Raw genomic sequence first — 17437 nt, forward strand, 5'->3', positions numbered from 1 at the left:
TGACCCACCGCAATCGCAGGCAAGCCAGCTCCCACAGGTTTAACCGGGTTCAGTCTTCGAAATGGAGGGGGCAGTTGTCGGCCCCTTCCAGCTTTTTCAGCTCTTCCACCACCTGCGGCCGTGCCCGCCGCAACGTCAGGCTGCGTCCCAGCCCACGCAACCGTCGCGCCTCCTGGTGCAGCATCTCCACGCCGGAGTAATCGATAAAGTTGATCTGCTGGGCCTCAATCACCACCCGCTCAGCCTGCAGGCTCTGCAGGCGCACCTGCAGGTAATGGCTGGCGCCGAAGAAGATCGACCCCCCTACCCGCAGCACATCCTCATCGCCATCGCGCCATTGCTGAACCCGCGGCTGCGACGTGCGCTTGAGGTAAAAAAACAGCGACGCCAGCACCCCGGCGTAGATTGCGGTTTGCAGCTCCAGCAGCAAGGTGGCGACGCAGGTCAGGCTCATCACCACAAACTCGGCGCGACTGACGCGGAATAAGGCGCGAATGCCGCGACGGTCCACCAGCCCCCAACTGATCAGCAAGATGCTGGCAGCCATGCTCGGGATCGGAATGTGGGCGATCAACGCCGCGCCAAACAACGCAAACAGCGCCACCCACAAGGCAGAAAACACCCCGGCCAACGGCGAACAGGCGCCCGCCTCGTAGCTGAGGCCGGAGCGGGTAAAGGAACCGGCTGACAAATACCCGGAGAAAAATCCGCCAACGATGTTGGATAAACCCTGCGCACGCACTTCCTGGTTGGCGTCGAGCAATTGCTGCGAACGCGCCGACAGCGAGCGGGCGATCGACAGGCTGGTGACCAGCCCCAACATGCCCACCGCCACGGCGCTCGGCAGCAGGCGCAGGATCACGTCTAGGTCCATGGGCAATGGGCTGAACGGCGGCAGCTTGCCGATAAACGAACTGACCAGCGCCACATGCCCGAACATCGCCGGCCACAGCCACGCCGCCAGGCTGCCGAGGGCCAGGGCGATCAACAGGGTTGGCCAGCGTGGAACGAGGTATTTGAGCAACGCGCCCACCAGCAACGTGCCAACTCCGAGGGTGAGTGAAGCATGGTCCCATTCGCCACTGTGATGGATCAGTGCCAGCAGGCTGTTGATTGCTGTGGCCTGGCTCGGCAAATCCAGCCCCAGCAGATTGGGTAATTGTCCGAGCGCAATCACCACGGCCGCACCCAGGGTGAACCCGAGTACCACCGAATGGGAGACAAAATTCACCAGCGCGCCAAAGCGCAGCATGCCCAGCAGCCACTGGAAAACCCCGGCGAGGAATGTGAGCAACAAGATCAAGGTGATGTAGTCCTGTGACCCCGGCACGGCCAGCGGGCTGACGCTGGCGTAGAGCACGATGGAAATCGCCGCCGTGGGACCACAGATCAGGTGCCACGACGAACCCCAGAGGCACGCGATCAGCACCGGGATGATGGCGGCGTACAAGCCATATTCGGGTGGGAGACCGGCGATCAATGCGTAGGCAATCGACTGCGGCAGGGCGAGCACTGCGCCGCTGAGGCCGACGATTGCGTCCCGGCCCACGCTGGCGCGGGTTTGGCGCGGGAGCCAGCGCAGGAAGGGGAAAAGAGTGTGGCGGGTGGGCCGGGGCATCAGGGTCTCGGTTTGAGGGTTTTACGCAGAATATCAGCACGCACTGGCCCCTGTGGGAGCTGGCTTGCCTGCGATGCAGACACCGCGGTACTTCAGGTACACACAGGTGATCCTATCGCAGGCAAGCCAGCTCCCACACAAGCCAGTTTCCACAGGGCTTAGAGTTTTGCTTTAACTGCGGGCAATGCATCCTTGCCATCCACGGTCTTCACCCCCTCCAACCACTTATCCAACACCGCTGGATTCGCTTTGATCCACGCCTTCGCTGCATCGGCATTGCTGACCTTGTTGTTGGCCACCTCGGCCATGATGCTGTTCTCCATGTCCTGGGTGAAACTCAGGTTGGTCAGCAGTTTGCCGACGTTCGGGCAGGCCTGTGCATAATCCTTGCGGGTCAGGGTATACACGCTGCCTTTGTCACCAAAGTACTTCTCGCCACCGGTGAGGTAGTGCATTTTCAGCTGCACGTTCATCGGGTGCGGCGTCCAGCCGAGGAAGGTGACGAACTTCTGCTTCTTCACTGCCCGCGATACTTCGGCCAGCATCGCCTGTTCACTGGACTCGATCAGCTTCCACTGGCCCAGCTCGAAGTCGTTCTTCTTGATGATGTCCTGCAGCGAGATGTTCGCCGGCGCGCCGGAGCCAATGCCGTAGATCTTCTTGTCGAACTTGTCAGCGAATTTGTTCAGGTCGGCAAAGTCATGCACGCCGGCGTCCCACACGTAGTCGGGCACGGCGAGGGTGAACTCGGTGCCGTCGAGGTTTTTCGCCAGTTGCACCACATCGCCATTGGCCACGAACTTGTCATAGAACCCTTGCTGCGCCGGCATCCAGTTGCCCAGGAACACATCCACCTGGCCGTCCTTGAGCCCGCCAAAGGTGATCGGCACCGCCAGGGTGTCGACCTTGGCCTTGTAGCCCATGCCCGTCAGCAGGAAACCCGTGATGGCGTTGGTGGCCGCGATATCGCTCCAGCCCGGATCGGCCATTTTCACCGTGTCACAACTGGTGTCTGCGTACACATTGGCGCTGCTCAACGCCAGGGCTGCGAGTATCACCGTCAACTTTTGCATGGCCTTCCCTCTGTCTATTTATTGGTTTTGGCAGGGTTGTGGATAACGTGCCTTGCGCTCCAGGTCGTCGAGGTCGATATGGTTGCGCATGTATTGCTGACTGGCGTCGACCAGTGGCTGGTGGTCCCAGCTCTTCAGCTTTCCTTCGGTCAGTGCTTCAAACACCAGGCGACGGCGGCGTTGGCTGGCGAGCACCTGCTGGTGGATCGCCGGGATGTCCCATTTGGCTCGCGCCTCTTCTAAAAACGCCTCGAACAGCGGCCGGTGTTCCGGTGACTGGCTGAGGTTCTCCCGCTCGTGCGGGTCGTTGTGTACATCGAACAGTAGACAAGGGTCGTCTTCGCTGTAGATGAGTTTGTAGGCGCCACGGCGAATCATCATCAGCGGGCTGATGGTGCCTTCGGCCATGTATTCGCCAAATACCTCGTCATGCCCGCCCTGCCCTTGCAGGTGCGGCACCAACGAACGGCCGTCCAGCGGCAGGCGAGGGTCCAGCTCGCCACCGGCCAGTTCCACCAGCGTCGGCAACAGGTCAGCGGTGGACACGGCTTTGCCCACACGGCCCGCCGCAAATTGCCCTGGCGCACTCACCAGCAGCGGCACGCGGGCGGCCATTTCAAACCAGTGCATCTTGTACCAGAGGCCGCGCTCGCCAAGCATGTCGCCGTGGTCGCCGGAGAAGATGATGATCGTATCGTCCGCCAGGCCGGTGTCTTCCAGGGTTTGCAGCAGCTTGCCGACATTGCTGTCGATGTAGCTGCAGGCGCCGAAGTAGGCGCGGCGGGCATCGCGGATCTTGTCCACCGGCAGCGGTTTGTCCCACAGGTCGTAGACCTTGAGCAGCCGCTGGGAATGCGGGTCGAGATCGGCTTGGGCGGGCGTCGTAGGCAACGGGATATCGCCGTCGTCGTACAGGTCCCAAAACGGCTTGGGAATGGTGTACGGATCGTGGGGATGAGTCATGGAAACAGTCAGGCAGAACGGCCGCTCGCCGTCTTCTCGGATATGGTCGAACAGGTACTGCTGGGCCTTGAACACCACCTCTTCGTCGAAATCCAGCTGGTTGGTGCGCACGCACGGGCCGGCCTGCAACACCGAGGACATGTTGTGGTACCAGCTGGGGCGTACGTGCGGCTCATCCCAGTTCACCGCCCAGCCATAGTCGGCGGGGTAGATGTCGCTGGTCAGGCGTTCTTCGTAACCGTGCAACTGGTCGGGGCCACAGAAGTGCATCTTGCCCGACAGCGCGGTGCGGTAGCCGAGGCGGCGCAGGTAGTGGGCGTAGGTGGGCACATCGGCGGGGAAGTCGGCCGCGTTGTCGTAGGCGCCGATCTTGCTCGGCAATTGGCCGCTCACCAGGGTGAAGCGCGACGGCGCGCACAACGGGCTGTTGCAATAGGCCGCGTCGAACACCACGCCTTGCGCGGCGAGGCGACTGAGGTTGGGCAACTTGATGGGGGAAGAGCCGTAGAACGGAAGCAACGGCGCGGCCATTTGATCGGCCATGATGAAAAGAATGTTCTTGCGCTTCATGATCTATCGGCATTCCATAGGTGGTGTTTATGCGAATGAGCATGCAGCCCATGAAAAGTGGGGTAAAGCCCATGAAAAGCAATGTCTAGGATAAGCACAGCTTATGTATGAAGCCCTCGGCGATTTATCCCTCGATTTGCTGCGCGCGTTCGAAGCGGCGGCGCGTCATCGCAGCTTTACGGCGGCGGCAATGGAGCTTGGCACCACCCAGCCGGCCATCAGCCAGCAGATCAAGCGTCTGGAAGAACAGTTGGCGATCCGCCTGTTTGATCGCATCTATCGCGGCATCGAACTGACCGACGCCGGCGCGTTGCTGTTCGAGCATGTGCAAGGCGGCTTGCAGGGGATCAACCAAGGCCTGAGCCTCATCACCCAACAGGATCAGCATGAAGTGCTGCAAGTCGCCACCGACTTCGCCTTCGCCGCCTATTGGTTGATGCCGCGCCTGCACCGTTTTCATGCGGCCAACCCCCAGGTGGATGTGAGCCTGGTGACCAGCGAGCGCAACCACGCCACCTTGCGCAGCGATATCGACGTGGCGGTGCTGTTTGGCGATGGCCGCTTCAAACAGGGCGACAGCCTGTGGCTGTTCAATGAGGAAGTGTTCCCGGTGTGCAGCCCGCAGTGGCTCAAGGAACAGACCTCCGCGCTGACTGTGCAAAATCTGCACGATTTTCCCTTGCTGCACCTGCGCCAGGAAAACAACAGCCAGTGGTTCGACTGGGCCGGCGTGTTTCGTGAACTGGGCATTAGTGCCGCGCCCACCCCGGGCCAACTGCGTTTCGACAACTACACCTTGCTGATCCAGGCGGCGATTGCCGGCCAGGGCGTGGCCATCGGTTGGCGCCACCTGGTGGATAACCTGCTGGAACAGAACTGGCTGTGCCGTCCGATCAGCGACACGGTGATCTCACGCTACGGCTATTACGTGGTGCAGCCGCAGCGTAAACGCCGGGGGCAGTTGGTCGAGCGTTTTGTCGACTGGTTGGTCGCCGAACAAGCCAGCAGCGCGCGGTCTCTGACCGGGCTGGCCCTGCCGTCCATTGCGGTCTAGCATCTGGCGCATAGTGGATCCGGAGTCCGTCATGCAACGTATCAAGGGCTATCACGCCCATATCTATTTCGATGCCAGCACCATTGATCAGGCGCGCACCTTGTGCGAAGACGCCGCCAAACTCTTCCCATTGCGCATGGGGCGCGTCCACGAACGGCCGGTGGGCCCGCACCCGGATTGGAGCTGCCAATTGGCCTTCGACCCTGAGTACATCGGTGTGGTGCTGCCGTGGTTGGTGATCCATCGCAATGGCCTGGTGGTGTTCCTGCATCCCGAAACCGGCGATGACCTGAAAGATCACACAGACTATGCCGTCTGGATGGGGGCAATGCGGGAGCTGAACCTGTCAGCCTTTTCTTAAAAGACATCCCTAAATATGGGATTGATATTTATATATTGAGACTTGCGTTCGCGTAGGTTTATATTCGCTGCATCCGCTCAAAACTCAGGTGAAGCGATGCAGGCGCAATTGATCGCGCTCGATTGGGGAACCAGTTCCCTTCGTGCTTACAAACTCGGCCCGGCTGGCGTGGTGCTCGAACAGCGCTCGCTGGCGCTGGGGGTCATGCACCTGCCCAGCGAACCCCGGGACATCGCCGGCGTACGCTGCAGTGATGGCTTTGAGTTGGCGTTCGACACGGCTTGCGGCGATTGGCTCGACACACAACCCAATCTGCCGGTGATCGCCTGCGGCATGGTTGGTAGCGCCCAAGGCTGGAGCGAAGCGGCCTATCGCAATACTCCTGTCGATGTCGCCAGCCTCGGCCAAGCGCTGCACAAAGTGCGCAGCCTGCGCGGTGTGGACGTGCATATCGTGCCGGGCGTGATCGAGCAGGTCGGCTTGCCCAATGTCATGCGCGGCGAGGAAACCCAAGTGCTGGGCGTGCTGCAAGGGCTGGGCGCCCAGGTGCTGATCGGCCTGCCGGGCAGCCATTCCAAGTGGGTCGAAGTGGCCGATGGGCGCATCACCCATTTCGACACCTTCATGACCGGCGAGGTGTTTGCAGTGTTGAGCAAACACAGCCTCCTCGGGCGCACCCAGCAACCGTCTGAACACTTTCAGGCCCAAGCCTTTGATCGTGGCGTGCACGTGGCGCTTTCCAAAGACGGCCAGCGCGGCGTGCTGTCCACGTTGTTCAGTGCCCGCACCCTTGGACTCACCGGCGAACTTGCCCCAGACCAGCAGCCCGATTACCTGTCCGGTTTGCTCATCGGCCATGAACTTTCCGGCCTGCCCGACAGCGCCAAACGCCAGCCGATCATCCTGGTCGGCGCTGCCCCACTGTGCGCCCGTTATCAACGCGCCCTCGCCCTCTTCGGCTTCACCCACGTCAGCCTCGCGCAGGAAGCCACCGAGCGCGGCCTGTGGCAGTTGGCCGTGGCGGCCGGGCTCACTCAACCTGTATCGGAGGCCTGACATGCTCAAGCAAGCACTCGCGCAAAACGGTTTGATCGCCATCCTGCGCGGCATTCGCACGGACGAAGCCGAGGCCATCGGCCACGTGCTGTACCAGGCCGGGTTTCGCGTGATTGAAGTCCCGCTGAATTCGCCCGACCCTTACACCAGCATCCGCACCCTGCGTGACAGCCTGCCCGCCGATTGCCTGATCGGTGCGGGCACGGTGTTGACGCCAGAGCAGGTTGAGCAGGTGAAGGCGGCCGGTGGCCAAGTGATCGTGATGCCCCACAGTGACGCCCAGGTGCTGCGCGCGGCGAAAGCGGCGGGCCTGTACCTGTCGCCAGGTGTGGCGACGCCGACCGAAGCCTTCGCCGCATTGGCCGAAGGGGCTGACGTATTGAAGCTGTTCCCCGCCGAGCAAATGGGCCCGGCGGTGATCAAGGCGTGGCTGGCGGTTTTACCGTCGGGCACATTGCTGCTGCCCGTGGGCGGCATTACCCCGGACAACATGCAGGTGTTTGTTGACGCCGGCGCCAAAGGGTTCGGGCTGGGTTCCGGGTTGTTCAAGCCGGGCATGACCGTGGAACAGGTCGCGAGTCGCGCCCAGGCGTATGTCGCCGCCTGGAAAGCCCTGAGCTGATTTCAAGTCTTGCGCCCACAGGCGCCGCATCGATAAGAGAGATAACAGATGAAAATCACCAAACTGACCACCTTCATCGTCCCGCCGCGCTGGTGCTTCCTCAAGGTCGAGACCGACCAGGGCGTGACTGGCTGGGGCGAACCCGTGGTCGAAGGTCGCGCCCACACGGTTGCGGCTGCCGTTGAAGAACTGTCCGACTACTTGATCGGCAAAGACCCACGCAACATCGAAGACATCTGGACGGTGCTTTATCGCGGCGGCTTCTACCGGGGCGGCGCCGTGCACATGAGCGCCCTGGCCGGTATCGACCAGGCGCTCTGGGACATCAAGGGCAAGGCCTTGGGTGTGTCGGTCAGCGACCTGCTCGGCGGGCAGGTGCGCGACAAGATCCGCGTGTATTCCTGGATCGGCGGCGATCGCCCGGCCGACACCGCCCGCGCTGCCAAAGAGGCCGTGGCTCGTGGTTTTACCGCCGTGAAAATGAACGGCACCGAAGAGCTGCAGTTCGTCGACAGCTTCGAAAAAGTCGACCTGGCCCTGGCCAACGTCGCCGCCGTGCGTGATGCGGTGGGCCCGAACGTCGGCATCGGCGTCGACTTCCATGGCCGGGTGCACAAGCCCATGGCCAAGGTGCTGATGAAGGAACTCGACCCGTACAAGCTGATGTTCATCGAAGAGCCGGTGCTCAGCGAGAACTACGAAGCGCTCAAGGAACTGGCGCCGCTGACCAGCACGCCGATTGCCCTGGGCGAGCGCCTGTTCTCGCGTTGGGACTTCAAGCGCGTGCTCAGCGAAGGCTACGTCGACATCATCCAGCCCGACGCCTCCCATGCCGGTGGCATCACTGAAACCCGCAAGATCGCCAACATGGCCGAAGCCTACGACGTGGCCCTGGCCCTGCACTGCCCGCTGGGCCCGATTGCCCTGGCCGCGTGCCTGCAACTGGACGCGGTTTGCTACAACGCGTTCATCCAGGAGCAAAGCCTGGGCATTCACTACAACGAGAGCAACGACCTGCTCGACTACGTGCGCGACCCTGGCGTGTTCGACTACGACCAAGGCTTTGTGAAGATCCCCAACGGGCCGGGCCTGGGCATCGAGATCAACGAGGAATATGTGATCGAACGCGCCGCCATCGGCCACCGCTGGCGCAACCCGATTTGGCGCCATGCCGACGGCAGTTTTGCCGAGTGGTGATTTCTCACTGACGAAATGCGGTTGAACCTGTGGGAGCTGGCTTGCCTGCGATAGCGGTGGGCCAGTGTGTACATCTGGCACTGATACACCGCTATCGCAGGCAAGCCAGCTCCCACATTTTGATGCGGTTTCTTCAGTCAGATTATTTTCCAGACCTCAATAAGCATAAGAAGAGGCAACCCCCATGCACCCTGAAACCTTCACCGGGCAGGCTTCTTTAGTCACGCCTACGAGAAAGCGCTACTTCATCATGGTGCTGCTGTTCATCACCGTGGTGATCAACTACCTGGACCGCAGCAACCTGTCGATTGCCGCCCCGGCGCTGACCAGCGAACTGGGCATCGACCCGGTGCATGTTGGGCTGATCTTCTCGGCCTTTGGCTGGACCTACGCCGCCATGCAGATCCCGGGCGGCTGGCTGGTGGACCGCGTGCCGCCACGCATTCTCTACACGGCGGCTTTGCTGCTGTGGTCTATCGCGACCGTCATGCTCGGCTTTGCCGCCAGTTTTATCGCGCTGTTCGTGTTGCGCATGGCGGTGGGCGCGTTGGAAGCGCCGGCGTATCCGATCAACAGCCGCGTTGTGACCACCTGGTTTCCCGAGCGCGAACGCGCCACGGCGATTGGCGTCTACACCTCCGGGCAGTTTGTCGGGCTGGCGTTTCTCACACCGGTGTTGGCGTGGCTGCAACACGCGTTTGGCTGGCACATGGTGTTTGTGGTCACCGGTGGTGTTGGCATCTTGTGGGCGATCATCTGGTACGCGGTGTACCGCGAGCCGAAGGATTTCAAAGGCGCCAACAGCGCGGAAATCGAGCTGATCCGTGAAGGCGGCGGGTTGGTGGATATGCAGGAAAAAGCCGCCAAAGCGCCGTTCAGTTGGGTCGACCTGGGGATCGTGCTGAGCAAGCGCAAGCTCTGGGGCATCTACCTGGGGCAGTTCTGCCTGAACTCGACGTTGTGGTTTTTCCTGACGTGGTTCCCGACCTACCTGGTGAAATATCGCGGCATGGACTTCATCAAGTCCGGCCTGCTGGCGTCGCTGCCGTTCCTCGCTGCGTTTGTCGGTGTGTTGTGTTCCGGGATCTTTTCCGACTGGCTGATTCGTCGCGGCGCATCGGTGGGGTTTGCGCGCAAGCTGCCGATCATTGGCGGGCTGCTGATCTCCACGGCGATCATCGGTGCCAACTATGTGGACTCGACGGCCTGGGTGATTGCCTTCCTGGCTGTGGCGTTCTTTGGTAATGGCCTGGCGTCGATCACCTGGTCGCTGGTCTCGACCCTGGCGCCGGCACGGTTGCTGGGTTTGACCGGTGGGGTGTTCAACTTCATCGGTAATCTGTCAGCCATTGCCACGCCGATCGTGATTGGCTTTTTGGCCAGCGGCGATTCGTTTGCGCCGGCGATTACCTACATCGCAGTACTGGCATTGCTGGGTGCGCTGTCCTACGTATTGCTCGTAGGCAAAGTCGAACGCATCGAACTCAATTGATACAACCCCTGTAGGAGCCGGCTTGCCGGCGATAGCGCCCGTGAAGACGCCATCGCCGGCAAGGTGTGTGAGTTAGTTCAGCACGCCATCGAGGATTTCGTAGACGATGCCCGTACCCACGGCGATCAGCACCACGTCAGGCCCGGAGCGGCGCCATTCATAGCCCGGGTACTGCGGTAGGCGACCCAGCGCTCGATTGTCCAGGCGTTCGCCGTAGTAGCCACGTGGCAGCGGCTGGCCACGCACCAGACGCACGTTTGGCGGCGGTGGTGCGCCACGGGAGAACTGGCCGTGGTTGTCGTGGATGATCTGGCGTACCGGGCCGAAATCCTGGGGTGGGCCACGGCGGTTGTCTGGCGGGCCGCGGTGGTCGTCGCCGCGCTGCTCGTGCTGGCCTTGCGGGCCACCACGGTCGGGGCCGCCCTGATCGTAGGGCGCCGCGTGTGCCAGGGCAGTGGCACCCAGCATCAGCACGCCGAGACCGGCGATCAAGCGTTTAGGCATTTTCATGGGGGCTTTCCTCAGTACTGCACGAACAAAAAAGGGATTTCGAACGAGGTTCGAAATCCCTTGGTCTTGTCAGTTTAGGTACTGAGTTTTCAGTTTGATTCCTCTGTATCAGGAACTTTACCTACTGCTACATGGCGTTTACTTACGGGCGTTACGGACACCTTCCGACAGAGCCGCGCACAAGCTCAATACGCCATCAATCGCTTGCTGATCATTTTTCGCAGTGGCGATGTGGTCGATCAATGCCGAACCCACCACGACACCGTCCGCCAGCCGCGCGATGGCCGCCGCTTGCTCCGGCGTGCGAATACCGAAACCGATGCTGATCGGCAGGTCGGTATGCCGACGCAGGCGAGTCACGGCTTCTTCAACGTGCTCCAGGGTGGCGGCACCGGCGCCGGTCACGCCGGCCACCGACACGTAGTACACAAAGCCGGAGCTGCCGTTGAGCACGGTGGGCAGGCGCACGTCGTCGGTGGTCGGCGTGGTCAGGCGGATAAAGTCGATGCCTGCGGCCTGGGCCGGGTCGCACAGCTCGCCGTTATGCTCAGGGGGCATGTCGACCACGATCAGACCGTCAACGCCGGCCTCTTTGGCGTCGGCGATGAACTGCGGCACGCCGTACTTGTGGATCGGGTTGAAGTAGCCCATCAGCACCAGGGGCGTGTCGTTATTGTCCTTGCGGAACTCACGCACCATCTGCAGGGTTTTCACCAGGTTCTGCTTGGCGTTCAGCGCGCGGATGTTGGCCAGCTGGATCGCCGGGCCGTCGGCCATCGGGTCGGTGAAGGGCATGCCCAGCTCGATCACGTCGGCACCGGCGGCCGGCAGGCCTTTGAGGATCGCCAGCGAGGTGTCATATCCCGGGTCGCCAGCGGTGACGAAGGTCACCAGGGCGGCGCGGTTCTGTTCTTTAAGCTGTGCGAAGCGGGTGTGCAGGCGGCTCATCAGTGTTTCTCCTGCTGGGAGGTTTCCATGTGGTGCATGACGGTCTGCATGTCTTTGTCGCCACGGCCGGACAGGTTGACCACCATCAGGTGATCTTTCGGCAAGGTCGGTGCGCGTTTGAACACTTCGGCCAGGGCGTGGGCGCTTTCCAGTGCAGGAATAATCCCTTCCAGGCGGCAGCATTTGTGGAAGGCGTCGAGGGCTTCGTCGTCGGTCACCGAGGTGTACTGGACGCGGCCGATGTCATGCAACCAGGCGTGTTCCGGGCCGATGCCGGGGTAATCCAGGCCGGCAGAGATCGAGTGGGCGTCGATGATCTGGCCATCGTCGTCCTGCAACAGGAAGGTGCGGTTGCCGTGCAACACGCCCGGTACACCGCCGTTGAGGCTGGCGGCGTGCTTGCCGGTTTCGATGCCGTGGCCGGCCGCTTCAACGCCAATGATTTCGACGCTGGTGTCATCCAGGAACGGGTGGAACAGGCCCATGGCGTTGGAACCGCCGCCGATGCACGCCACCAGGCTGTCCGGCAGGCGGCCTTCCTGGGCTTGCAGCTGGTCGCGGGTTTCCTTGCCGATCACGGCCTGGAAGTCGCGGACCATCGCCGGGTAAGGGTGTGGGCCGGCCACGGTGCCGATCAGGTAGAAGGTGCTGTCGACGTTGGTCACCCAGTCACGCAGGGCTTCGTTCATCGCGTCTTTGAGGGTGCCGGTGCCGGCCACCACCGGGATCACTTCGGCGCCCAGCAGCTTCATACGGAACACGTTGGCCTGTTGGCGCTCGATGTCGGTGGTGCCCATGTAGATCACGCACTGCAGGCCGAAGCGCGCAGCCACGGTGGCAGTGGCCACGCCGTGCATGCCGGCGCCGGTCTCGGCGATGATGCGTTTCTTGCCCATGCGTCGCGCCAGCAGGATCTGGCCGATGCAGTTGTTGATCTTGTGCGCGCCGGTGTGGTTCAGCTCTTCGCGCTTGAGGTAGATCTTGGCGCCGCCGCAGAACTCCGTCAGGCGTTCAGCGAAATACAGCGGGCTTGGACGGCCCACGTAGTCGCGCTGGAAGTAGGCCAGTTCTTCCTTGAATGCAGGATCTTCCTTGGCCGCTTCGTATTCGCGGGCCAGGTCGAGGATCAACGGCATCAGGGTTTCAGCGACGTAGCGGCCGCCGAACGCGCCAAACAGGCCGTTGGCGTCTGGGCCGTTGCGTAGATCGGTCTGGGACTGAGTCATGGGACGCTCCAGGAAAGAATGGGTGTGGGAAGCAATGAGGGCCACTCTACCCCTGACGTTCTACGCTGAAAACCGATAAGATCGCCGCAACCTGTCAGGAAAACTCACAGATGAGCCGAGACCTCCCGCCCCTCAATGCCTTGCGTGCGTTTGAGGCCACTGCACGCCTGAACAGCGTCAGCCAGGCCGCTGACCAGTTACACGTGACCCACGGCGCTGTCAGCCGGCAGTTGAAAGTGCTGGAAGAACAGCTGGGCGTCAGCTTGTTCGTCAAGGACGGTCGCGGCCTTAAACTCACAGATGCGGGCGTGCGGCTACGTGATGCGACGACCGATGCGTTTGAACGGCTCAGAGACGTGTGTGCGGAACTGACCCAGGCCAGCGCCGACGCACCCTTCGTTCTCGGTTGTTCAGGCAGCTTGCTGGCGCGCTGGTTGATTCCGCGCCTGGGCCGCTTGAATGCGGACTTGCCGGACCTGCGCCTGCACCTGTCGGCGGGTGACGGCGACCTTGATCCCAGGCGGCCGGGCCTCGACGCCCTATTGGTATTCGCCGAGCCGCCATGGCCAGCTGATATGCAGGTGTACGAGTTGGCGAGCGAGCGTATCGGCCCGGTGATGAGCCCGCGTTTTGCCGGTTTCGAACGACTGAGTCATGCGCCCGCCCAGGCGTTATGTGGCGAAAAACTCTTGCACACCACCTCGCGCCCGCAGGCCTGGCCCAGTTGGGCAGCGCAGCACGGCATCGAACCCGACGCGTTGAAACACGGCCAGGGCTTTGAGCATTTGTATTATTTGCTGGAGGCTGCGGTGGCGGGCTTGGGTGTGGCGATTGCGCCGCAACCCCTGGTAGCAGAGGACCTGCGGGCAGGCCGCCTGGTGGCGCCATGGAGCTTCAGTGAAACCCCGGCGCACCTGGCGTTGTGGCTACCCAAGCGTGCCGCAGATGGGCGCGCCGGGCAGCTGGCGCAGTGGCTCAAGGCTGAGCTACTGCGCGAACCGGTTTAATCGCCGCGTTTGCACAGCAGGTAAGCGGCGAGCAGACCCAATGCACCGACGGCGACGCCGGCTGTGGTCCATGGGTGCTCTTGTGCGTAGTCCCGGGTGGCGACACCGGTTTCGCGGATTTTGACTTTGCTTTCTTCGTAGGCATCGCTGATCAGGTGGCGGGAATGCTTGAGGGCATTCTCGGCATTGCTTTTCAGGGCCTTCAAGGTTTTGCGCGACTCGTCGGATGCATCGTCCTTGAGGCTTTCCAGCGATTTGAGCAGGCTCGAAATCTCGGCTTCCATGCTTTCCAGCGACGCTTTGCGTAAAGAAGTGTTGGCCATGTGGACTCTCCTGAAGTGATTGAGTGGCAGGTGTAGATACCGACTGCGGCGGTTTCAGAAAGTGCAGTAAATCTGAACTTTCGCGTAGGAACGGTCGCCAGAAGCAGTACGAACATTGACTGCTACGCTTGCTTAACGACCCTTAGGAGAACTGCCATGAGTGATCATCACACCTACAAGAAAGTCGAACTGGTGGGCTCGTCCACCTCCAGCATCGAAGACGCGATCAACAATGCCCTGGCCGAGGCCAACAAGAGCATCAAGCACCTGGAGTGGTTTGAGGTGACTGAGACCCGTGGCCATATCAAGGACGGCAAGGCCGCGCACTTCCAGGTCACGCTCAAGGTGGGGTTCCGAATTGCCAGTAGTTGATGGCATCGGTTGAACTTTGCCGACTGGCCGATTGCCATAACCTGCGCTACAACCTTAGGGTGCCGACGCGACGCGCGCCGGCACGCTCTTTTCGATCAGCGCAAGGAAAGTAACGGATGAAGAAGTTCCTGTTAGCGGTAGGTTTGTTGAGCATTGCAGGCACAGCCCTGGCGGCTGGCAAGCCATGTGAAGAGCTGAAAAGCGAAATTGCTGCGAAAATCGACGCCAAGGGCGCCAAGCATTATTCGCTGGAAGTGGTGGACAAGGGCGCTGCAGCCGAAGGTTACAAAGTAATCGGTAGCTGCGAAGCCGGTACCAAGGAAATTGCTTACAAGCGCGGTTAATCCCGTGTTGCAGACATAAAAAACCGACGCGAGTGCGTCGGTTTTTTTTCGCCTGAAGGTTTTAGCCCTTCATCAGTTGCGCCAGCAGCTCGTAGGAATGAATCCGGTCGGCGTGCTCGTACAGGTCGCAGGTAAAGATCAGCTCATCGGCGCCGGTCTGCTCGATCAGCACCTCCAGCTTGGCGCGGATCTTCGCCGGGCTACCCACCATCGCCAGGCCCAGGAAGCTGCCCACCGCGTCTTTTTCATGGGGCAGCCACAGGCCGTCCATGGTTTTCACCGGTGGGCGCTGCACCAGGCTCTGCCCGCGCATCAGGGCGAGAATGCGCTGATACACGGAAGTCGCCAGGTAATCGGCCTGTTCGTCGGTGTCGGCGGCCACCAGCGGAATGCCGAGCATCACGTAGGGCTTGTCCAGCACGGCTGAAGGCTTGAAGTGGTTGCGGTAGACGCGGATCGCCTCGTGCATCAAGCGTGGTGCGAAATGGGAGGCGAAGGCGTAGGGCAAGCCGCGTTCACCTGCCAGCTGTGCGCTGAACAGGCTGGAGCCCAGCAGCCACACCGGCACGTTGGTCCCGGTGCCGGGAACCGCAATCACCCGCTGGTCTGGCGTGCGTGGGCCCAGGTAGGCCATCAGTTCGGCGACATCTTCGGGGAAATCGTCGGCACTGCCGGAACGCTCACGGCGCAGGGCGCGGGCGGTCATCTGGTCGGAGCCGGGGGCGCGGCCCAGGCCCAGGTCGATACGGCCGGGGTAGAGGCTTTCAAGGGTGCCGAACTGCTCGGCGATCACCAGCGGCGCGTGGTTGGGCAGCATCACGCCACCGGAGCCGACGCGGATGGTCGACGTACCGCCCGCCAGGTAGCCCAGCAACACCGAAGTGGCCGAGCTGGCGATGCCGTCCATGTTGTGATGCTCAGCCACCCAGAAACGGTTGTAGCCGAACTTTTCCACGTGCTGAGCCAGGTCCAGGGAATTGCGCAACGACTGCGCCGGGCTGCCGTTGGCGCGCACGGGCACGAGGTCGAGGGTCGAGAACTTCACGTCGGACAGCGATTTCATAAGCCTGCTTCTCCATTAGGTGCGCAGGCTTATAGACGAACCAAAACCTGCCGCTTCATGTGCATGGTTAATGAGATGTGGGCATATACCCGAGATTCAATAGCTCGCCGGGAAAATTCCTACTGCAATGCTAGGTTTCTCCGACAAGATGAACTTTGCCGGGGCGTCTATCCTCAGAACCCTTACTGACGCAAAACCACCGTTCGAGGAGACCGCTATGAGTATCGTGAAAAAAGCATCCGCGCATTGGGAAGGTGACCTGAAGACTGGCCTGGGCTCCATCTCTACGGAAACCGGCGTATTGCGCGAAGCGCCCTACGGCTTCAAGGCGCGTTTCGAGGGTGGCAAGGGTACGAACCCTGAGGAGTTGATCGGCGCGGCCCATGCCGGCTGCTTCTCCATGGCCTTTTCCATGATTCTGGGCGATGCCGGCCTCAAGGCTGACAGCATCGACACCCAGGCGGAAGTCACCCTGGACCAGGTGGACGGCGGCTTTGCTATTACCGCTGTGCACCTGATCCTGAAGGCCAAGATCCCCGGCGCGAGCCAGGCGCAGTTCGATGAGCTGAGCAAAAAGGCCAAGGAAGGTTGTCCGGTCTCCAAGGTGCTGAATGCAAAAATCAGCCTGGACGCCACCCTCGTAAGCTAACCCCGCCGCACCTGTAGGAGCCGGCTTGCCGGCGATGAGGCCCTCAGATTTGCATCGTTCTTGAGGCCGTCATCGCCGGCAAGCCGGCTCCTACAGTGGGGTTTAAAACATCTGCGTCAAATCAGAACTCGTGTTTCATCGATGTGGTCCTATAGGCTATGCAGCCTAGGCGCACACCCGTGCGCAGTGCATTCAGGGAGCTTCACACATGAAACGTTTTGCCTTGGCGATCATCTGCGGTGTTCTGGCCACCTCGGCCGTGGCCGCTCCAAAAGATTGTGAAGAGCTCAGGAAAGAGATCGAGGTCAAGATCCAGGCCAATGCCGTGCCGTCCTACACCTTGGAGGTTGTCAGCAAGGAAGAAGCTGACAAGCACGACGTGGCCATGGTCGTCGGCAGCTGTGAGAACGGCACTAAGGCAATCATCTACCAGAAAAACAACGACTGATCAGAGGCAGTTCACACTGCGTTCTTCGGCCAGCAACTTGCCAGCAGCGTCATACAGCCGGATGTTGGGCGTGAATGCCAGCGAGCGTCCTTCCAGTTGATAGTGCTGCCCCGCCCGGAAGTTGTCGTATTGCAGGGTCATGAAGCAGGTGCGGTCGCGCGTCTGGTCCAGCCCGCCGATCCCCGTGCCGGTGTTCACCTCGAAATCGAAGCGCACCATCAGCTCATGGCTGCCCGGTGGCACCTGGAAGAAACGCCCATCGTTGAGGTTCTTGCCGTCCAGGCGCTGGGCCATTACCAGCTTGGCACCGGGTGTCGGGGTGATGAAGTCGACCCAGGCCTGGTGCGGGTCCGCCGGCGGGATCGGGGTTGTCGCGCACGCTGTGAGAAGCACGGCGGCGAGGGGAAGCAAGAGCTGGCGCATGGCAGGCACTCAACGGTTGGAAAGAATTGAGTCTGGCGCGGATGGCAGCAGACTCCCTGTGAGTATAAACACGCCACGCCATGGAAAAATTCCGTGCAGGCAGGATAGTCTGGCGAGC

The 17437-nt window shown here is 61.5% G+C and carries 20 protein-coding genes; 11 read left to right on the plus strand and 9 right to left on the minus strand.

Going from position 1 to position 17437, the window contains the following annotated elements; genetic code table 11:
- Window positions 1–49: 49 nt before the first annotated feature.
- The 3 genes from HX792_RS02390 to betC all read right to left on the minus strand — a co-directional run bounded on the left by HX792_RS02390 (window position 50) and on the right by betC (window position 4224).
- A complete protein-coding gene (locus HX792_RS02390; RefSeq protein ID WP_176994597.1) occupies window positions 50–1618 on the minus strand; it encodes a SulP family inorganic anion transporter in 1569 nt (522 codons plus the stop codon).
- 158 nt (window positions 1619–1776) lie between these two features.
- On the minus strand, window positions 1777–2691 hold the full coding sequence (gene choX / locus HX792_RS02395; protein ID WP_176994598.1) for a choline ABC transporter substrate-binding protein: 915 nt from the start codon (window positions 2689–2691) through the stop codon (window positions 1777–1779).
- Between the two features lie 18 nt (window positions 2692–2709).
- Window positions 2710–4224, minus strand: coding sequence for a choline-sulfatase (betC, locus tag HX792_RS02400; protein WP_176994599.1), 1515 nt, complete (start codon window positions 4222–4224; stop codon window positions 2710–2712).
- Window positions 4225–4327: 103 nt separating this feature from the next.
- Between betC and HX792_RS02405 the strand changes: the two genes are divergently transcribed.
- The 6 genes from HX792_RS02405 (at window position 4328) to HX792_RS02430 (ending at window position 10006) form a co-directional block, all read left to right on the plus strand.
- Window positions 4328–5278, plus strand: coding sequence for a LysR family transcriptional regulator (locus HX792_RS02405; RefSeq protein WP_176994600.1), 951 nt, complete (start codon window positions 4328–4330; stop codon window positions 5276–5278).
- Window positions 5279–5309: 31 nt separating this feature from the next.
- A complete protein-coding gene (locus HX792_RS02410) occupies window positions 5310–5639 on the plus strand; it encodes a DOPA 4,5-dioxygenase family protein (protein ID WP_176994601.1) in 330 nt (109 codons plus the stop codon).
- Window positions 5640–5735: 96 nt separating this feature from the next.
- A complete protein-coding gene (locus HX792_RS02415; protein WP_176994602.1) occupies window positions 5736–6695 on the plus strand; it encodes a 2-dehydro-3-deoxygalactonokinase in 960 nt (319 codons plus the stop codon).
- 1 nt (window position 6696) lies between these two features.
- Window positions 6697–7317, plus strand: coding sequence for a 2-dehydro-3-deoxy-6-phosphogalactonate aldolase (locus tag HX792_RS02420; protein ID WP_176994603.1), 621 nt, complete (start codon window positions 6697–6699; stop codon window positions 7315–7317).
- 48 nt (window positions 7318–7365) lie between these two features.
- Window positions 7366–8514, plus strand: a complete 1149-nt coding sequence (dgoD, locus tag HX792_RS02425) for a galactonate dehydratase (RefSeq protein ID WP_003170741.1) — start codon at window positions 7366–7368, stop codon at window positions 8512–8514.
- A gap of 184 nt (window positions 8515–8698) precedes the next feature.
- A complete protein-coding gene (locus HX792_RS02430; RefSeq protein ID WP_176994604.1) occupies window positions 8699–10006 on the plus strand; it encodes an MFS transporter in 1308 nt (435 codons plus the stop codon).
- A gap of 72 nt (window positions 10007–10078) precedes the next feature.
- Here HX792_RS02430 and HX792_RS02435 read toward each other — a convergent pair whose 3' ends face one another.
- The 3 genes from HX792_RS02435 to trpB all read right to left on the minus strand — a co-directional run bounded on the left by HX792_RS02435 (window position 10079) and on the right by trpB (window position 12690).
- Complete coding sequence (locus HX792_RS02435) at window positions 10079–10516, minus strand: anti-virulence regulator CigR family protein (RefSeq protein ID WP_176994605.1); 438 nt, start codon at window positions 10514–10516, stop codon at window positions 10079–10081.
- A 138-nt stretch (window positions 10517–10654) separates the two neighbouring features.
- A complete protein-coding gene (trpA, locus tag HX792_RS02440; protein ID WP_176994606.1) occupies window positions 10655–11464 on the minus strand; it encodes a tryptophan synthase subunit alpha in 810 nt (269 codons plus the stop codon).
- Window positions 11464–12690: a tryptophan synthase subunit beta gene (gene trpB / locus HX792_RS02445; RefSeq protein ID WP_016978751.1), complete on the minus strand. Its 1227-nt coding sequence runs from the start codon at window positions 12688–12690 to the stop codon at window positions 11464–11466. Before trpB ends, trpA begins: the two co-directional genes overlap by 1 nt.
- A 110-nt stretch (window positions 12691–12800) precedes the next feature.
- On the opposite strand from trpB, the gene HX792_RS02450 reads away from it, so the two are divergent.
- Complete coding sequence (locus HX792_RS02450; protein ID WP_176994607.1) at window positions 12801–13697, plus strand: LysR family transcriptional regulator; 897 nt, start codon at window positions 12801–12803, stop codon at window positions 13695–13697.
- Here HX792_RS02450 and HX792_RS02455 read toward each other — a convergent pair.
- Window positions 13694–14020: a YqjD family protein gene (locus HX792_RS02455; RefSeq protein WP_003170746.1), complete on the minus strand. Its 327-nt coding sequence runs from the start codon at window positions 14018–14020 to the stop codon at window positions 13694–13696. The genes HX792_RS02450 and HX792_RS02455 overlap by 4 nt on opposite strands.
- A 156-nt stretch (window positions 14021–14176) precedes the next feature.
- On the opposite strand from HX792_RS02455, the gene HX792_RS02460 reads away from it, so the two are divergent.
- Entirely contained in the window at window positions 14177–14392 is a 216-nt protein-coding gene (locus HX792_RS02460; protein ID WP_007953919.1) for a dodecin, read from the plus strand.
- Between the two features lie 116 nt (window positions 14393–14508).
- On the plus strand, window positions 14509–14736 hold the full coding sequence (locus HX792_RS02465; RefSeq protein WP_176994608.1) for a DUF1161 domain-containing protein: 228 nt from the start codon (window positions 14509–14511) through the stop codon (window positions 14734–14736).
- Window positions 14737–14797: 61 nt separating this feature from the next.
- Here the strand turns inward: HX792_RS02465 and HX792_RS02470 are convergent, their stop codons facing one another.
- Window positions 14798–15799 (minus strand): LLM class flavin-dependent oxidoreductase, encoded by a 1002-nt coding sequence (locus HX792_RS02470; RefSeq protein WP_021491416.1) that lies wholly within the window; start codon window positions 15797–15799, stop codon window positions 14798–14800.
- Window positions 15800–16016: 217 nt separating this feature from the next.
- Between HX792_RS02470 and HX792_RS02475 the strand changes: the two genes are divergently transcribed.
- Both HX792_RS02475 and HX792_RS02480 read left to right on the plus strand, forming a co-directional pair.
- A complete protein-coding gene (locus HX792_RS02475; protein WP_017253980.1) occupies window positions 16017–16448 on the plus strand; it encodes an OsmC family protein in 432 nt (143 codons plus the stop codon).
- Window positions 16449–16656: 208 nt separating this feature from the next.
- A complete protein-coding gene (locus HX792_RS02480; RefSeq protein ID WP_176994609.1) occupies window positions 16657–16896 on the plus strand; it encodes a DUF1161 domain-containing protein in 240 nt (79 codons plus the stop codon).
- Here the strand turns inward: HX792_RS02480 and HX792_RS02485 are convergent, their stop codons facing one another.
- The gene (locus HX792_RS02485) at window positions 16897–17319 is read right to left on the minus strand and encodes a hypothetical protein (RefSeq protein WP_176994610.1); all 423 of its coding nucleotides are present in this window, start codon (window positions 17317–17319) and stop codon (window positions 16897–16899) included.
- Window positions 17320–17437: the final 118 nt, after the last annotated feature.

Source organism: Pseudomonas sp. B6002 (genome assembly GCF_013385985.1).
GTDB lineage: Bacteria > Pseudomonadota > Gammaproteobacteria > Pseudomonadales > Pseudomonadaceae > Aquipseudomonas.

What these genes read in the sequence shown, in the direction of transcription:
- HX792_RS02410 (WP_176994601.1), top strand. Translation starts at nt 5,310, where the DNA reads ATGCAACGTATCAAGGGCTATCACGCCCATATCTATTTCGATGCCAGC.
- HX792_RS02480 (WP_176994609.1), top strand. Translation starts at nt 16,657, where the DNA reads ATGAAACGTTTTGCCTTGGCGATCATCTGCGGTGTTCTGGCCACCTCG.
- HX792_RS02475 (WP_017253980.1), top strand. Translation starts at nt 16,017, where the DNA reads ATGAGTATCGTGAAAAAAGCATCCGCGCATTGGGAAGGTGACCTGAAG.
- trpA (WP_176994606.1), bottom strand. Translation starts at nt 11,464, where the DNA reads ATGAGCCGCCTGCACACCCGCTTCGCACAGCTTAAAGAACAGAACCGC.
- HX792_RS02455 (WP_003170746.1), bottom strand. Translation starts at nt 14,020, where the DNA reads ATGGCCAACACTTCTTTACGCAAAGCGTCGCTGGAAAGCATGGAAGCC.
- betC (WP_176994599.1), bottom strand. Translation starts at nt 4,224, where the DNA reads ATGAAGCGCAAGAACATTCTTTTCATCATGGCCGATCAAATGGCCGCG.
- choX (WP_176994598.1), bottom strand. Translation starts at nt 2,691, where the DNA reads ATGCAAAAGTTGACGGTGATACTCGCAGCCCTGGCGTTGAGCAGCGCC.
- HX792_RS02430 (WP_176994604.1), top strand. Translation starts at nt 8,699, where the DNA reads ATGCACCCTGAAACCTTCACCGGGCAGGCTTCTTTAGTCACGCCTACG.
- HX792_RS02415 (WP_176994602.1), top strand. Translation starts at nt 5,736, where the DNA reads ATGCAGGCGCAATTGATCGCGCTCGATTGGGGAACCAGTTCCCTTCGT.
- HX792_RS02485 (WP_176994610.1), bottom strand. Translation starts at nt 17,319, where the DNA reads ATGCGCCAGCTCTTGCTTCCCCTCGCCGCCGTGCTTCTCACAGCGTGC.
- HX792_RS02450 (WP_176994607.1), top strand. Translation starts at nt 12,801, where the DNA reads ATGAGCCGAGACCTCCCGCCCCTCAATGCCTTGCGTGCGTTTGAGGCC.
- HX792_RS02460 (WP_007953919.1), top strand. Translation starts at nt 14,177, where the DNA reads ATGAGTGATCATCACACCTACAAGAAAGTCGAACTGGTGGGCTCGTCC.
- HX792_RS02420 (WP_176994603.1), top strand. Translation starts at nt 6,697, where the DNA reads ATGCTCAAGCAAGCACTCGCGCAAAACGGTTTGATCGCCATCCTGCGC.
- HX792_RS02435 (WP_176994605.1), bottom strand. Translation starts at nt 10,516, where the DNA reads ATGAAAATGCCTAAACGCTTGATCGCCGGTCTCGGCGTGCTGATGCTG.
- HX792_RS02405 (WP_176994600.1), top strand. Translation starts at nt 4,328, where the DNA reads ATGTATGAAGCCCTCGGCGATTTATCCCTCGATTTGCTGCGCGCGTTC.
- HX792_RS02390 (WP_176994597.1), bottom strand. Translation starts at nt 1,618, where the DNA reads ATGCCCCGGCCCACCCGCCACACTCTTTTCCCCTTCCTGCGCTGGCTC.
- dgoD (WP_003170741.1), top strand. Translation starts at nt 7,366, where the DNA reads ATGAAAATCACCAAACTGACCACCTTCATCGTCCCGCCGCGCTGGTGC.
- HX792_RS02470 (WP_021491416.1), bottom strand. Translation starts at nt 15,799, where the DNA reads ATGAAATCGCTGTCCGACGTGAAGTTCTCGACCCTCGACCTCGTGCCC.
- trpB (WP_016978751.1), bottom strand. Translation starts at nt 12,690, where the DNA reads ATGACTCAGTCCCAGACCGATCTACGCAACGGCCCAGACGCCAACGGC.
- HX792_RS02465 (WP_176994608.1), top strand. Translation starts at nt 14,509, where the DNA reads ATGAAGAAGTTCCTGTTAGCGGTAGGTTTGTTGAGCATTGCAGGCACA.